We start from the raw sequence: 14,767 nt of genomic DNA, 5'->3' as shown, positions 1-14,767 counted from the left end.
AGACAAACACGAAGGAGATTGATCATGATCGCGATTACCGGCGCTACCGGCCAGCTTGGCCGCCTCGTTATCGAACAGCTGTTAAAAACCGTCCCGGCAAACCAGATTGTCGCCATTGTGCGTAACCCGGCGAAAGCGGAAGCCCTGAGCCAGCAGGGTATTATAGTTCGTCAGGGCGATTACACCGACCAGGCCGCGTTGACCACGGCGCTGAAGGGTGTGAAGAAACTTCTGCTGATCTCATCCAGCGAAGTGGGTCAGCGCGCCACGCAGCACCAGAACGTCATCAACGCTGCCAAAGCAGCTGGCGTGACATTTATCGCCTACACCAGCCTGCTGCATGCGGATAACTCACCGCTGGGCCTGCACGTTGAGCACGTTGCTACGGAAAAAGCGCTGGCAACATCCGGCATTCCTTATGCCCTGCTGCGCAACGGCTGGTATACCGAAAACTACCTGGCGAGCGCGCCGCCTGCGCTGGAACACGGCGTGTTTATCGGTGCCGCAGGTGAAGGCAAAATCGCCTCAGCCACCCGTGCGGATTACGCGGCGGCGGCGGCAAAAGTGGTTTCGGAAGAGGGCCACGCTGGCAAGGTCTATGAACTGGCAGGCGACAGCGCGTGGACGCTGAGCGAACTGGCGGCTGAACTGAGCAAGCAGAGCGGTAAACCGGTGGTTTATCAAAACATGAGCGAAGCGGATTTCGCCGCTGCGCTGAAGAGTGTCGGCCTGCCTGCCGGGCTGGCGGATATGCTGGCGGACTCTGATGAGGGCGCATCTAAAGGCGGGCTCTTTGACGATAGCCATACGCTGAGCAAACTGATTGGGCGACCAACGACCTCTCTGGCGGAGAGCGTCAAGGCCATCCTGTAATTGTTACGGATTGGTTATTTTTTGTGGCATCCCCTCGGGTCATCTCTGATAATGAAGCGATGACCCACGAGGAGGCTCACCGTGCAAGGCGTACCGGAACAATTTAGCGATGAGAGAGACAGCGCGCGCTTTCGCCATCTGGCGCAGTTGCCGGGTCTGGAACTTTATCACGCGCATATCGCTGACTACGCCTTTGAGCCTCACACGCATGAAGCCTTCGGTATCGGCACCATCGAAACCGGTGCCGAGCGCTTTCGCTATCGCGGTACCCAGCACCTGGCCGCTGAAAAATCCGTTGTCACCATGAACCCGGACGAGATCCACACCGGAGAATCAGCCACCGAAGGCGGCTGGCGCTACCGGATGGTCTACATCGAACCCGCTTTACTGGAAGAGGTGACTGGTCTGCGCCACTGGTGGTTCAGCGACGTGACCCGCCACGACCCGCTGCGTTCGCAGCAAATCGGCCAGCTGATCTACGGCCTGTGGCATACCCAGGACCCGCTTGCACAAAAAGGACTGCTGCTGGATCTGATTGAGACCTTCCAGCCGTTGGCCCATCACGCCCCAATAATTAAGGAAGGCGCGCACCGGTTCGAACGGGTACGCGAGTATCTGCACGACAACTACATGCACGCCGTGACGCTGGACGAGTTGGCCAACGTGGTTTCTCTCAGCCCTTACCATTTTCAGCGCCAGTTTAAAGCCCATTTCCACGTCACGCCGCACCAGATGCTGATGGCTATTCGCCTGTGGCGCGCCAAAGGCTTCCTTACGCACGGTATGCCCGCCGCCGAAGTGGCCGCCGCGACCGGGCTGACCGACCAGTCGCATTTAACCCGCGCGTTTACCCGCCGCTACGGGATTACGCCCGTCCGCTACCAGAAACAAGTTATCGGGCGCTGATGCGCAATCTCATACAATACGCGCGCAATCCCCCCTTCTACACTGAGTACAAAGTCAATTGATGTGGATGGAATAATGATTAGTGGCGTGTTGTATGCCCTGCTGGCAGGGCTGATGTGGGGGCTGATTTTTGTCGGCCCGCTGATTGTGCCCGAGTATCCGGCGGCCCTGCAGTCAACCGGACGCTATCTGGCGCTGGGGCTGATTGCCCTGCCGCTGGCCTGGCTCGGTCGTACGCGTTTACGCCAGCTCAACCGCCAGGACTGGATGACCGCGCTGGCGCTGACCATGGTGGGCAACCTTATCTATTACGTCTGCCTGGCGAGCGCCATTCAGCGTACCGGCGCGCCGGTATCGACCATGATTATCGGCACGCTGCCTGTCGTTATCCCCGTCTTTGCGAACCTGCTGTACAGCCAGCGCGATGGCAAACTGGCATGGTCAAAAATGGTACCCGCGCTGATCTGCACGGGCGTCGGGCTGGTCTGTGTGAATATTGCCGAGCTTCGCCACGGGCTCGCTGATTTCAGCGTCTGGCGTTACGGTTCGGGGATCGGTTTAGCGTTTATTTCCGTCGCCTGCTGGGCCTGGTATGCCCTGCGTAATGCGCGATGGTTGCGGGAGAACCCGGATAAACATCCGATGATGTGGGCAACGGCACAGGCGCTGGTGACGCTGCCGGTCTCGCTGGTGGGCTATGCCGGGGCGTGCCTCTGGTCTGCGCAGCAACTGCCAGACTTCGCCCTGCCCTTCGGACCGCGGCCGTGGGTCTTTGTCGGGCTGATGATCGCTATCGCTGTGCTCTGTTCCTGGGTGGGCGCGCTGTGCTGGAATATCGCCAGCCAGAAACTGCCCACGGTGATCTTAGGGCCGCTGATTGTCTTCGAAACGCTGGCCGGGTTGCTGTACACCTTCCTGATGCGCCAGAGCGTACCGCCGCTGTTAACGGCCTGCGGAATAGTGCTGCTGGTGATGGGGGTAGTAATGGCGGTAAGAGCGAAGCCGGAAAAACCGATGGTCCTTCCGGCGTCGGAGATGTGAGGCGTTTGCCGGGCCTGCAAAAACGTAGGCCCGGTCAGGCGTAGCCGCCTCCGGGCAAGCTTTTAAAACGTTTCCCAGTTGGCTTCAGACGCAGAAGCAACGGGCTGCGTTTTTGGCGCATAGGTTTTCGCCGGAGCCGCCTTCACTGCCTGGCTGCGGGCAATTTTAAACACCGCCACCGCGTCGTTCAGGCGTGCCGCCTGGTCTTCCAGCGCGGCCGCTGCGGCCGCAGACTCTTCCACCAGCGAGGCGTTCTGTTGGGTAACACGATCCATCTCTGCCACCGCCTGGCCCACCTGGTCGATACCGCGGCTCTGTTCATCAGACGCAGAGGCAATTTCACCCATAATGTCGGTGACGCGAGTCACGGCGTTAACAATCTCCGCCATGGTGGCCCCGGCTTCGTTCACCAGCTGCGAGCCTGCGTTAACCCGCTCACCAGAGTCATCAATCAGCGCTTTGATCTCTTTCGCCGCCTGGGCGCTGCGCTGAGCGAGCGTACGCACTTCTCCGGCTACCACCGCAAAGCCACGCCCCTGCTCACCTGCGCGCGCCGCTTCAACTGCCGCGTTAAGAGCCAGGATGTTCGTCTGGAAGGCAATGCCGTCAATGACATTGGTAATTTGCGCAATTTTGCTGGAACTGGTGGCGATTTCGTCCATGGTGCGCACCACGCCTTCTACAACGTTACCGCCCTTCTTCGCCGTTGAAGAGGCATCAAGCGCCAGACGGGAAGCCTGACGGGCATTGTCGGCGTTTTGTTTCACCGTTGCCGTCAGCTGCTCCATGCTGGCAGCCGTCTCTTCCAGCGAGGCAGCCTGCTGCTCGGTACGGGAAGAGAGATCGTTACTGCCCGCAGAGATTTCCCCCGCACCGGTGTAAATGGTATCCGCACCTTCACGAACCACGCCCACGGTGTTTGCCAGCGCGGTTTGCATCTCCTGGACGTTTTGCGCCAGTACGGCCATCTCGTTTTTACCCTCTGCATGGATCGGCTGGGTTAAATCACCGGCGGCAATGGCGCGGATATGGCTTATCACATCCTGCAGCGGCAACAGCAGCACGCGGCGCATGGCAATCCAGCTGGAGATAATCACGATAATCACCAGCAGCATAACCGCAGAGAGGATCCACAGGATACGCTTGTAATCACTTTCGTTATCTTTGATCCCTTTATCCGTAAGCACGGCCTGGGCTTCACGCCATTCCCGGTAAACGTTTTGCATCGCGGTCTGTTTCTGCTCTGCATTCTGCTTGAACATCTCTTCCAGATTGCCCTGAGAGAGCAAAACGTTCATTTGGGTCAGCGTCGCGGAGTAATTGCGGTACTGCTCTTCCAGGCGATTTGCCAGGTTGGGATCCAGCCCTGGGGTATTTGGCAAAGCATAGTATTTGTCGTAATGAGACTGGGCATTGGCCAGCAGGTTTTTCGCCGTGTTTACCAGTTCATTGAGCTGTCCGCCGTTAATCTGCGAGGCCATGCTGCTTTGCAGACGCAGCATGCCGCGGTTCAGGGTGACGCGCGCCTGGTTCAGGCTGATCCATGCATCGGTAAACTCCGCCACGTTCTTGCTGGATAGCTGCGACACGGTGAAATTGTCTTTATCGTTATTCAGCGCGTTGATAAAGATACCGGCGGAAACGAGTTGCATGATGCCGAGCACAAGCAGCACCGAAATCAAAAGGGTAATGACTTTTATACGTTTAAACATGCGTTGCCTTTGTAATATGCAGGTTTGTCTGACGTGGGTATATCGGCAGGCGCGGCGGGTTGTTTACTGTTTCTCCACGTTAAAAAAGTTTCTAAAGTTATTTTCTGCATTCATTCAGTGAGTTAAACACGCTAATTTTTTGTGACTTACATCTCATTTTCACCCTTGCCTCTAAAGGGTTATAGCGTCGCCTTAAAGATGCATTTAATATGCATCTTATATTCTTGATGATGAGGTAACTGCTATGGCCTTCCGCGACCAACCACTCGGCGAGCTGGCGCTCTCCATCCCTCGCGCTTCTGCGCTGTTTCGTAAATACGACATGGATTACTGCTGCGGCGGTAAGCAAACTCTGGCACGTGCGGCCTCGCGCAAAGAGCTGGATGTAGAGGTTATTGAAGCGGAGCTGGCCCTGCTGGCAGAGCAACCCATCGACAAAGAGTGGCGCACGGCCCCGCTTGCCGAAATCATCGACCACATTATCGTGCGTTACCACGATCGCCACCGCGAACAACTGCCGGAGCTGATCCTGCAGGCCACCAAAGTGGAGCGCGTTCATGCCGACAAGCCTTCCGTGCCGCGCGGCCTGGCGAAATACCTGACCATGCTGCATGAAGAACTCACCAGCCACATGATGAAAGAAGAGCAGATCCTCTTCCCGATGATTAAACAGGGAATGGGCAGCCAGGCGATGGGGCCAATTAGCGTGATGGAAAGCGAACATGACGACGCGGGTGAACTGCTGGAAGTCATCAAACACACGACCAATAACGTCACGCCGCCGCCAGAAGCCTGCACCACATGGAAAGCGATGTACAACGGCATTAACGAGATGATCGATGACCTGATGGAACACATCAGTCTTGAGAATAACGTTCTGTTCCCGCGTGCATTAGCGGGTGAATAAAAAGGCCACTGAAGCCTGATGCCCTCACCCCGGCCCTCTCCCACGGGGAGAGGGTGCAAAAACTAAAAACGGCAACCGAAGTTGCCGTTTTGCTTTTACCTTACGCCTGCCATTCGTTTCTTACCAATGAACAGCCAGCCCAATCCCAGGGCAATGAACCACAGCGGCGTGACGATCAGCGCCTGACGGGTGTCATCTTCCAGCGTCAGCAGAACCAGAACGAACGCGAAGAACGCCATGCACACCCAGCTCATCAGCTTGCCCAGCGGCATCTTATAGATCGATTTCTCATGCAGATGCGGACGCTGTTTACGATACACCAGGTACGAACAGAGGATGATCGTCCAGACGAACATAAACAGGATCGCCGAAACGGTGGTGATCATGGTGAACGCACCGATAACGCTCGGGTTCACGTAGAGCATTACCACCCCACCCAACAGGCACATGCAGGAGAACGTCAGCCCTTTCGCCGGAACAGCACGCTTAGAGAGCTTTGCGAACGCGCCCGGCGCAACGCCTTCCTGCGCCAGGCCAAACAGCATGCGGCTGGTTGAGAACACCCCGCTGTTCGCCGATGACGCTGCAGATGTCAGCACCACGAAGTTAATCAGGCTCGCTGCCGCAGGCAGTCCCACCAGCACGAACAGTTCAACAAATGGGCTCTTGCTTGGCACAACCGAGCTCCACGGCGTCACGGACATAATAATGATCAACGCAAAGACGTAGAACATGATGATACGAACCGGAATGGAGTTGATTGCACGCGGCAGGGATTTTTCCGGGTCTTTGGTTTCGGCAGCGGTGGTTCCGACAAGTTCAATCCCCACAAAGGCAAACACCGCAATCTGGAAGCCGGCAAAGAAGCCGCTGATGCCTTTCGGGAACCAGCCGCCGTCATTCCACAGATGGGTAAACGAAGCCTGTACGCCGGTTGGCGACTGGAAGTGCGTCAGCACCATTACCAGGCCCACCACAATCAGCGCCACAATAGCGACAATCTTGATCATCGCGAACCAGAACTCCATCTCACCGAACATCTTAACGGTGGCGAGGTTGAGGCTCAGCAGCAGAATAATCACCGCCAGCGAGGCGACCCAGTCCGACAGCCCCGGGAACCAGAACTGCGCATAGGCAGTAATGGCGACAACATCCGCCATGCCGGTTACGACCCAGCAGAACCAGTAGGTCCAGCCGGTGAAATAACCCGCCCAGGGACCGAGCAGGTCGGAAGCAAAATCGCTGAAAGATTTGTATTCGAGGTTGGAGAGCAGCAATTCACCCATTGCACGCATCACAAAAAAGAGCATAAAACCGATGATCATATAAACGAAAATGATCGACGGCCCGGCAAGACTGATTGTTTTGCCTGAGCCCATAAACAGCCCGGTACCGATGGCACCCCCGATGGCGATAAGCTGAATATGACGGTTTGTGAGATTGCGCCGTAGCGACTGTTCAGACGTTGCCTCTTCTGTCGCGGCGACTTTGACCTGATCTACCATGTAATTTTCCTGTTTATGCCTGTCTGTGTTGTTAAGGCTCTTCTGGCCTTTAAAAACGTCAAATAAATGACGGTCCCTTTGTAAGGGTTTATCGATATTAGGTAAGAATCGGCGGGATGAATACTATGATTTAGATATTATGTTAATAATATGTTGGAAGTGAGTGTCATATCACTCATACAGCGCGAAACAGCTCACAAAAATACACGCAACAGTTTCGTTTGCAAGATAAAATATTAATTCCATCGTAACTATAGGTTTTAACACTATTTTCCTCTCCCCGGACGGAGAGAGGAAATAAGAAAAGCCGATTACAGGATTTCCAGCAGCTCGACTTCAAACACCAGGGTGCTGAATGGTGGGATGGACGCGCCAGCGCCACGCTCACCGTACGCCAGGTTGTGTGGGATAGTCAGTTCCCATTTGGAGCCGACTGGCATCAGGGTCAGAGCCTCAATCCAGCCTGCGATAACGCCGTTAACCGGGAATTCAGCCGGTTCGCCGCGTGCAACAGAGCTGTCGAACACGGTACCGTCGATCAGCTTACCGGTGTAGTGCACGCGAACGTGGTCAGTGCGTGCCGGGATAGCGCCGTCGCCCTGGTTGATCACGCGGAACTGCAGGCCAGACTCGGTGCTGTTCACGCCTTCACGCTCACGGTTCTCTTCCAGATATTTCACGCCTTCTGCCGCCATCTCTTCGAAGCGCGCGCGACGCACAGCGTCCGCACGTTCGTGGATTTCACGCAGCGCACGGTGCACAACATCAACCGGAACGGCTGGCTGTTTGCCTTCCAGCGCGTCAGCGATACCCGCCACCAGCGCTTCTGGTAACAGACCTTCCAGGCCGGATTCGCTCAGTTGCTGTCCTACCTGCAAGCCGATACCGTAACTTGCCTGCGCTTCGATAGTGTCAAAAGTCGGGGTGGTCATGGGTTTTCCTTCCATCACATTTAAAGTAGCGGGCAGCATAGCAGTCATGCCCTTATGGGTAAAACTTTGTCTGAAGTTAAGGTGACAAACTGCGACGAAACAGAAACAATAGAGGTAACCAGGATTAATCCCGAATGGATGTCACGGATGTCGGGTTTGCTACGCCGTTCAGGCAGTTAGCGAACTATACTTCGGAGCACAGGATAAAAAAGACGCGGAGCAGGAGGAGAGCCATGCCCGGGCGATTTGAACTGAAACCTACCCTGGCGAAAATCTGGCATGCGCCGGACAATTTTCGCATTATGGACCCGCTACCTCCTCTGCATCGCAGAGGGATTATCATAGGCGCGCTGCTGGTGATCGTCGGTTTCCTGCTCCCTTCTGGCGGCGATGATGTCGACACCGCACCGGTTACCCGCAATGCGCAACTGGATCTTCAGTCGCAAACGCGCCCGCAGCCTGACACGCAACCCATGCAGACACAGCTTGTGACGCCGTCTAACGATCCGGGACAGGTTGCACCGGTTGAGCCAGAGCCTATTCAGGAAGAACAGCCGCAGGAGCAGGCCGCAGCCCCGTCTGAACCGCAGACGCAGCAGCCAACCGGCATTGAGCAGCAATGGCGTTCCTACCGCGTGGAGGCGGGCAAAACGCTTGCTCAGCTGTTCCGCGACCATAACCTGCCGCCAACCGATGTCTATGCGATGGCTCAGGTAGAAGGGGCGGGTAAGCCGCTCAGTAACCTGCAGAACGGCCAGATGGTGCAGATCCGCCAGAATGCCAGCGGCGTGGTCACCGGGCTAACGATTGATACGGGTAATGGCCAACAGGTGCTGTTTACCCGCCAGCCAGACGGCAGTTTTATCAGAGCACGGTAATGGCGTAGGCCGGGTAAGGCGAAGCCGCCACCCGGCACTTTTATTCTCAGGCACTCCGTTTATTCACCCACCAGATCCCCGAGCAGACCAGCACCAGCGCAATCGCGTATTTAATCTCAAGGATGTTTTCGCCGAGGAAAATAGCGGACAGTACCGTCCCGGCGACGGGAATCACAAAGTTGAACGGGGCAATCATACTGACGCGGTTCACTTTCAGTAGCGCGCTCCACAGGGCGAAGGCGACGGATGAGAGCAATGTCAGATACCCTAATACCGCCACCGCGGTAAGGCTATGCACCTCCAGCGTCCCGCCCGTTGCATATCCCCCTGCCACCAGCGCAAGACCACCAATGCCCAGCTGCCAGCCGGTCATCACCGTGGGATCAACCGTCTGGGAAATCCGTTTGCCGTAAAGCGTGGCGGCGGAGAGGATGAACGCCGCCAGCACCACAAACCCGTCGCCATTCCAGACAAAGCGGAAATCACGAATACCACTGTGGAAATTCACCAGCATCACCCCGGCAAACCCCAGAATACAGCCCAGCGTTTTGTTATAGCTGAGCTTGTCGTTGTGGTAGATAAAATGCGCCAGCAGTACGCTGAAGAAGGTGCCGGTGGCATTCATGATCGAGCCATTAACGCCCGTGGTGTATGCCAGCCCGATATAAAAGAAGGTGTACTGAATGGTGGTCTGCGTCAGTCCCAGGATCGTAAGCTGGCCAAACTGCGTGGGCGTGAGCCTGGCGATGGGTTTACGCTGTGCCAGCGCAAACAGCAGCAACAGTGCTCCGGCAAACAGAAAACGGTATCCGGCAAAGACGACTTTTGACGGGATATCATCGGTTGCGATCTGAAAGAGTTCATAGCCACTTTTAATGGCCGGGTAAGAGCTACCCCAGAGCAGACAGCAGAGTGTAGCGCAGGCGTAGGCCACATTGCGACGGGCAAAGACAGGCGTAGAAAGAGCGGTTTCCATGGCAAATCTCAAAGATAAAATTGCGTTTCATTTTATTATCAGAAAATGCGTCAGGAATCGCGACCATACAAGCTAAAAGAGAGGTTCGTCAGGTTTTAAAAAGCAAAACGCCGGCACAAGGCCGGCGCTTCGACGCGAGCAGAGTAAAAAATTACTCAGCTACAACGTTAACAACCAGTTTAGCGAATACTTCGCTGTGAACCTGGAAGTCAACTTCGTGCTCACCAGTGGTACGCAGAACGCCGTTCGGCAGACGAACTTCGCTCTTAGCCACTTTAACGCCTGCTGCAGAAACTGCATCAGCGATATCGCGGGTACCGATGGAACCGAACAGTTTACCTTCGTCGCCAGCTTTGGAAGCGATGGTAACAGTGCCCAGTGCGTTGATTGCTTCAGCGCGAGCGTTAGCAGCCGCCAGAACGTCAGCCAGTTTGGCTTCCAGTTCAGCACGACGTGCTTCGAAAAACTCTACGTTTTTCTTGGTAGCAGGAACAGCTTTGCCCTGTGGAACCAGGAAGTTACGAGCGTAGCCCGCTTTAACGTTTACCTGATCACCCAGGCTGCCCAGGTTTGCTACTTTATCAAGCAGAATAACTTGCATTACCTTATCCTCTTAAAGTCGTATTAATGGACCGTGCCCGATTACTGATGACGATCAGTGTACGGCAGCAGAGACAGGTAGCGAGCGCGTTTGATAGCGCGAGCCAGCTGACGCTGGTATTTTGCACGAGTACCGGTGATACGGCTTGGGACAATCTTACCGCTTTCGGTGATGTAGTTTTTCAGCGTTGCGATATCTTTATAGTCGATCTCTTGAACGCCTTCCGCGGTGAAACGGCAGAACTTGCGACGACGGAAATAACGTGCCATATGGCTAGTCTCCAGAATCTATCAAATCAATCTGCTCGGCATGCAGAACCATTTTGCTCAGACCGTTCTTTGCCTTGTGGCAAGAGATGAACCCCTGAACGATTACTGCACTACCGACCGTTAAACTGTGAGTAATGGCCTGGTTTTCGTGTCCGCTAATGATAACGGGCATTTGGCACCACGCCTGCCGGTGAAACCCGGCTTCCTCTTGCACAGAACGATGCTCAAGCACGAACTGGCAATGCGGAATTCCTGATGGACTGACCTTTCGAAGGGGAGCCCTGCATACGATGCCGGACAACGCCAGACGGTTGGTCATCAGAAATTACTCTTCAGAATCCCCAGCATCAGAATCATCTGCGGTTTCGTTTGCGAAATCATCGCGACGCTCACGGCGCTCGTCTTTCGCTTTAACCATCGGAGATGCTTCGGTAACTGCGTGTTTGGTACGCATAACCATGCTGCGGATAACGGCATCGTTGAAGCGGAAGGTAGTTTCCAGCTCATCGATCACTTCCTGCGGAGCTTCAACGTTCATCAGAACGTAGTGTGCTTTGTGCAGTTTGTTGATCGGGTAAGCCAGCTGACGGCGGCCCCAGTCTTCCAGACGGTGGATCGTACCTTCTGCACCAGTGATGGCAGCAGAGTAACGCTCGATCATACCCGGAACCTGTTCGCTCTGGTCAGGATGGACCATAAAAACGATTTCGTAATGACGCATCGAATTGCTCCTTACGGATTATTCAGCCTCCTGTCTGGGTCAGCCGAGGCCCGGGGAGGCAAGGAACGTGTTAAAGGTCGGCTGAAAAATTGACGCGTCATAATACTTGCGCCCCCCAGGAAACTCAAGCTGATTGCACAAATAATTCGCACAAACCGCAAAGCTGGTCTAAGTGGGTGATTTAAAATTAACCACATCAGGAAGCGTTGTTTTTTTGAACAACTGCATCAGAAATGGTCACGCATCCTCGCCGGATAAGTGATTACACTTTAATCAGAGACCATATAAATACCGGAGGGGAGCAAACAACCGTCTCACAGCACGCAGTCGTGGAGCGCATATCATGAAAAAAATCGCAATTGCCGTAATGGCTGCGCTTTTGCTCAGTGCAAACGCGATGGCAGCCATCAAGATAGACAGCCGACAGGCCAGAAACATGGATGATGTGCAGAGCTTAGGCGTTATTTACATCAATCACCATTTCGCCACAGAGAGCGAAGCAGATCAGGCGCTTAATAAAGAAACCAATGCTCAGGGGGCAAATTACTACCACGTCATTCTGATGCGTGAGCCCGGCAGCAACGGCAACATGCACGCCAGTGCAGATATTTACCGATAACGCTTTGACGCTAGCACCAGGAAAGCCAACAAAAAGAATATAGCCATCGTTTTACTTGCCCCCTGCCCGGGGGCTTTTTTTTATGAATGGCTCTGAAATACCACCGGTTACAACTGTTTTCGGTATTCCAGAGCACTTATTCACTTCTGCCCGTAATAGGCGTTTGGACCGTGCTTGCGCATGAAATGCTTGTTCATCAGGTAATCATCAATGCCCTGAAGCTGTGGGTTGATGCCGCGAGCGATCCACGCCATGCGTGCCACCTCCTCCATGACTACCGCGTTATGGACAGCGTCATGCGCATCTTTTCCCCAGGCGAACGGACCGTGCTGATAGACCACAATGCCCGGCGTATGCAGCGGTTCGCTCTCACCCAGCGTTTCGATAATGACGTTGCCGGTGTTGAGCTCGTACTCGCCTTCCACTTCGGTCTGCGTGAGTGCCCGCGTGCACGGAATGTCACCAAAGAAGTAGTCCGCATGCGTGGTTCCCAGAGCCGGAATGGCCCGCCCCGCCTGTGCCCAGGCTGTGGCATGCGTAGAGTGCGTATGCACTACGCCGCCCAGAGAAGGGTAACGCCGGTAGAGCGCCAGATGGGTGGCTGTATCTGAAGAAGGGCGCCATTTGCCGTCGACAACGTTACCCTCAAGATCAACCACCACCATATCGTCAGGGCTCATAGCGTCATATGCCACGCCGCTAGGCTTAATCACCACGAGTCCCTGCTCTCGGTCGATAGCACTGACGTTTCCCCAGGTGAAGGTCACCAGCCCATAGCGCGGGAGATCCATATTAGCGTCAAAGACCTGCTGCTTAAGCTTAAGCATATTCAGCCTCCAGTAAGCCGGCCCGTGCCATACGTTCCCGTACCCAGTCGCGAGCATTAGCCACTTCACCTGCCGGGTCATCTGACGTTTCGCTCCACATCTCAATCAGGTAAGGTCCGCAATACCCCGCCTGTTTGAGCGTCTGGAAGCACCGTTCGAAATCCACCACCCCGGTGCCGAACGGAACGTTTTTGAATACCCCAGGACGTGTATCTTTGACATGAACCGCGACGATATGGCCCATCCCCGCCAGCAGTTCCATTTGTACGTCGTTATCCCACGCCGACAGGTTGCCGATATCAGGATAGAGCTGGAACCACGGATTGTTCAGGTAATGCGCGTAGCCCAGCGCCTTGCTGATCGAGTTCATTAACGGATAGTCCATGATCTCCATCGCCAGCGTCACCTGCGCGCGGCTAGCCATCTCAACGCTCTCTTTCAGGCCATCACGAAAACGACGACGCGTTTCGTCATTGGCTTCCTGATAGTAAACGTCATACCCGGCAAGCTGTATCACGCGAATACCGACATCCTGCGCAAAACGAATGGCTTTACGCATGATCTCCAGCCCCTGCGCGCGCACCGTATCATCTTCACTGCCAAGCGGAAAACGACGGTGGGCACTGAGGCACATAGACGGCACGCGTACGCCCGTTTCGGCGACCGCACTCACCAGCGCCAGACGCTGCTCCTGGCTCCAGTCGAGGCGAGAAAGACGTTCATCGGTCTCATCCACGGACATTTCGACAAAATCGAAGCCCAACTGTTTCGCCAGTTTCAGCCGCTCCAGCCAGCACTCCCCCGCGGGGAGTGCCTTTTCATAGATGCCAAGCGGGACCTGTTTAGACAACATACCCGCTCCTTAGCCCCAAAGCTGAGCGATTGAACGTTTGAACTGACGTGCCGCTTCCACCGGAGACGCGGCATCACGAATGCTGCGACCCGCGATAAAGACGTGAATAGGGATACCTTTAAACAGCGGCAGATCTTCCAGCGCCAGGCCACCGGTAACGGTCACTTTAAAGCCCATGTCAGCAAGACGTTTAATGGCGCTGATATCCGCGTCTCCCCACGCTACGCCGGCGGCCTGCGCATCACGGCTGCGGTGATAAACGACCTGCTGAATGCCAGCATCGCGCCACGCCTGGGCCTGTTCCCAGGTCCAGAAACCGGTCAGTTCAATCTGCACATCGCCGTTGAACTCTTTCGCCACATCCAGCGCGCCTTTCGCGGTGTTGATATCTGCACAGCAGATCACAGTGACCCAGTCGGCATTGGCTTCAAAACACATGCGGGAGAGAATTTTGCCTGCATCGGCAATCTTGGCATCGGCCAGCACGATTTTATGCGGGTAGAGCGCTTTCAGATCGCGAACGGCGCGCACGCCTTCGCCTACGCACAGAATGGTGCCAACTTCGATAATATCCACCTCTTCCGCAATCAAGCGGGTGGTTTCATACGCATCGGACAGAGTCTGGTTATCCAGCGCAACCTGCAACATTGGTAATGACATTTTCAATTCCTTCTTAAACTGCCGCCGCTGTGGCGTTATCAATTAAATCCAGCACTTCCTGCTCGGTGCGGCAGGCGCGTAAACGATCAAAATTCGCTTCGTCATCAAACAGGTTAACGATCTGCATGATGCCAACCTCCTGATGGGTATTGGCATCGACGGCCGCCATGGTGATCAGAATGTCGACCGGGTCGTTATCTTCATGGTTAAACACCAAAGGCGTTTTCAGCGTTACCAGCGCGAAGCCGGTTTTCTTCACGCCCTCTTCCGGGCGACCGTGCGGCATTGCAAGGCCTGGCGCGATGACAAAATAAGGACCATGCTGCGCCACACCATCAAGAATGGCCTGGTAATACCGCGGTTCGACAACATCAGCCTTAACCAGCAGGTCCACGCTCAGCTTGACCGCCTCCTGCCAGGTGCTGGCCTCGGCCTGTAAAAGGATGGAGTTATTCTCTGCCAGCGAATCACGTAGTTTCATGTGGCG

18 protein-coding genes are annotated in these 14,767 nt (G+C 55.2%); 6 read left to right on the top strand and 12 right to left on the bottom strand.

The window, feature by feature from the left end:
- Positions 1-24 precede the first annotated feature (24 nt).
- From AC2FAK_RS00535 to AC2FAK_RS00525, 3 genes are all read left to right on the top strand, one after another.
- On the top strand, positions 25-873 hold the full coding sequence (locus AC2FAK_RS00535; protein ID WP_095455138.1) for an SDR family oxidoreductase: 849 nt from the start codon (positions 25-27) through the stop codon (positions 871-873).
- A gap of 81 nt (positions 874-954) precedes the next feature.
- Positions 955-1,779, top strand: coding sequence for an AraC family transcriptional regulator (locus AC2FAK_RS00530; RefSeq protein ID WP_013095315.1), 825 nt, complete (start codon positions 955-957; stop codon positions 1,777-1,779).
- A gap of 75 nt (positions 1,780-1,854) precedes the next feature.
- A complete protein-coding gene (locus AC2FAK_RS00525) occupies positions 1,855-2,820 on the top strand; it encodes a DMT family transporter (RefSeq protein WP_095455139.1) in 966 nt (321 codons plus the stop codon).
- Between the two features lie 62 nt (positions 2,821-2,882).
- Here AC2FAK_RS00525 and AC2FAK_RS00520 read toward each other — a convergent pair whose 3' ends face one another.
- A complete protein-coding gene (locus tag AC2FAK_RS00520) occupies positions 2,883-4,532 on the bottom strand; it encodes a methyl-accepting chemotaxis protein (protein ID WP_020684395.1) in 1,650 nt (549 codons plus the stop codon).
- A 244-nt stretch (positions 4,533-4,776) separates the two neighbouring features.
- Here AC2FAK_RS00520 and ytfE point away from each other — a divergent pair, with 244 nt between their 5' ends.
- Positions 4,777-5,439, top strand: coding sequence for an iron-sulfur cluster repair protein YtfE (ytfE, locus tag AC2FAK_RS00515; RefSeq protein ID WP_020684394.1), 663 nt, complete (start codon positions 4,777-4,779; stop codon positions 5,437-5,439).
- A 95-nt stretch (positions 5,440-5,534) separates the two neighbouring features.
- On the opposite strand, the gene cycA is transcribed toward ytfE, so the two are convergent.
- Together cycA and bamJ are read right to left on the bottom strand one after the other, a co-directional pair.
- The gene (gene cycA, locus AC2FAK_RS00510; RefSeq protein ID WP_095455140.1) at positions 5,535-6,944 is read right to left on the bottom strand and encodes a D-serine/D-alanine/glycine transporter; all 1,410 of its coding nucleotides are present in this window, start codon (positions 6,942-6,944) and stop codon (positions 5,535-5,537) included.
- Positions 6,945-7,255: 311 nt separating this feature from the next.
- Positions 7,256-7,876 carry a BamJ family beta-barrel-assembly machinery protein gene (bamJ, locus tag AC2FAK_RS00505; protein ID WP_008502892.1) on the bottom strand — a complete coding sequence of 207 codons (621 nt, stop codon included), beginning with the start codon at positions 7,874-7,876 and terminating at the stop codon, positions 7,256-7,258.
- A 233-nt stretch (positions 7,877-8,109) separates the two neighbouring features.
- Between bamJ and AC2FAK_RS00500 the strand changes: the two genes are divergently transcribed.
- Entirely contained in the window at positions 8,110-8,754 is a 645-nt protein-coding gene (locus AC2FAK_RS00500; protein ID WP_023619713.1) for an OapA family protein, read from the top strand.
- Between the two features lie 46 nt (positions 8,755-8,800).
- On the opposite strand, the gene AC2FAK_RS00495 is transcribed toward AC2FAK_RS00500, so the two are convergent.
- The 5 genes from AC2FAK_RS00495 to rpsF all read right to left on the bottom strand — a co-directional run bounded on the left by AC2FAK_RS00495 (position 8,801) and on the right by rpsF (position 11,321).
- Positions 8,801-9,730 (bottom strand): DMT family transporter, encoded by a 930-nt coding sequence (locus AC2FAK_RS00495; RefSeq protein WP_013095309.1) that lies wholly within the window; start codon positions 9,728-9,730, stop codon positions 8,801-8,803.
- A gap of 151 nt (positions 9,731-9,881) precedes the next feature.
- Positions 9,882-10,331 carry a 50S ribosomal protein L9 gene (rplI, locus tag AC2FAK_RS00490; protein ID WP_008502894.1) on the bottom strand — a complete coding sequence of 150 codons (450 nt, stop codon included), beginning with the start codon at positions 10,329-10,331 and terminating at the stop codon, positions 9,882-9,884.
- Positions 10,332-10,372: 41 nt separating this feature from the next.
- A complete protein-coding gene (gene rpsR / locus AC2FAK_RS00485; RefSeq protein WP_000135199.1) occupies positions 10,373-10,600 on the bottom strand; it encodes a 30S ribosomal protein S18 in 228 nt (75 codons plus the stop codon).
- 4 nt (positions 10,601-10,604) lie between these two features.
- Complete coding sequence (priB, locus tag AC2FAK_RS00480; protein WP_008502895.1) at positions 10,605-10,919, bottom strand: primosomal replication protein N; 315 nt, start codon at positions 10,917-10,919, stop codon at positions 10,605-10,607.
- A gap of 6 nt (positions 10,920-10,925) precedes the next feature.
- Complete coding sequence (rpsF, locus tag AC2FAK_RS00475) at positions 10,926-11,321, bottom strand: 30S ribosomal protein S6 (RefSeq protein WP_003856034.1); 396 nt, start codon at positions 11,319-11,321, stop codon at positions 10,926-10,928.
- A 343-nt stretch (positions 11,322-11,664) separates the two neighbouring features.
- Here rpsF and yjfY point away from each other — a divergent pair, with 343 nt between their 5' ends.
- Positions 11,665-11,940, top strand: coding sequence for a DUF1471 family protein YjfY (gene yjfY / locus AC2FAK_RS00470; protein WP_095455141.1), 276 nt, complete (start codon positions 11,665-11,667; stop codon positions 11,938-11,940).
- Positions 11,941-12,080: 140 nt separating this feature from the next.
- Here the strand turns inward: yjfY and AC2FAK_RS00465 are convergent, their stop codons facing one another.
- Genes AC2FAK_RS00465 through ulaC form a run of 4 tightly spaced genes read right to left on the bottom strand, consistent with a single transcriptional unit; the run spans position 12,081 to position 14,761 of the window.
- Positions 12,081-12,767 (bottom strand): L-ribulose-5-phosphate 4-epimerase, encoded by a 687-nt coding sequence (locus tag AC2FAK_RS00465; RefSeq protein ID WP_013095307.1) that lies wholly within the window; start codon positions 12,765-12,767, stop codon positions 12,081-12,083.
- Positions 12,760-13,620 (bottom strand): L-ribulose-5-phosphate 3-epimerase, encoded by an 861-nt coding sequence (locus AC2FAK_RS00460; protein WP_013095306.1) that lies wholly within the window; start codon positions 13,618-13,620, stop codon positions 12,760-12,762. Before AC2FAK_RS00460 ends, AC2FAK_RS00465 begins: the two co-directional genes overlap by 8 nt.
- Positions 13,621-13,629: 9 nt before the next feature.
- Complete coding sequence (gene ulaD / locus AC2FAK_RS00455) at positions 13,630-14,280, bottom strand: 3-keto-L-gulonate-6-phosphate decarboxylase UlaD (protein WP_013095305.1); 651 nt, start codon at positions 14,278-14,280, stop codon at positions 13,630-13,632.
- 13 nt (positions 14,281-14,293) lie between these two features.
- Positions 14,294-14,761, bottom strand: coding sequence for a PTS ascorbate transporter subunit IIA (gene ulaC / locus AC2FAK_RS00450; protein ID WP_013095304.1), 468 nt, complete (start codon positions 14,759-14,761; stop codon positions 14,294-14,296).
- Positions 14,762-14,767: the final 6 nt, after the last annotated feature.

The sequence above is a fragment of the Enterobacter cloacae complex sp. 394F7 genome, from assembly GCF_057320385.1.
The sequence above is the reverse complement of the archived record's forward strand: the minus strand, read 5'-3'. Positions and strand labels throughout refer to the sequence as shown.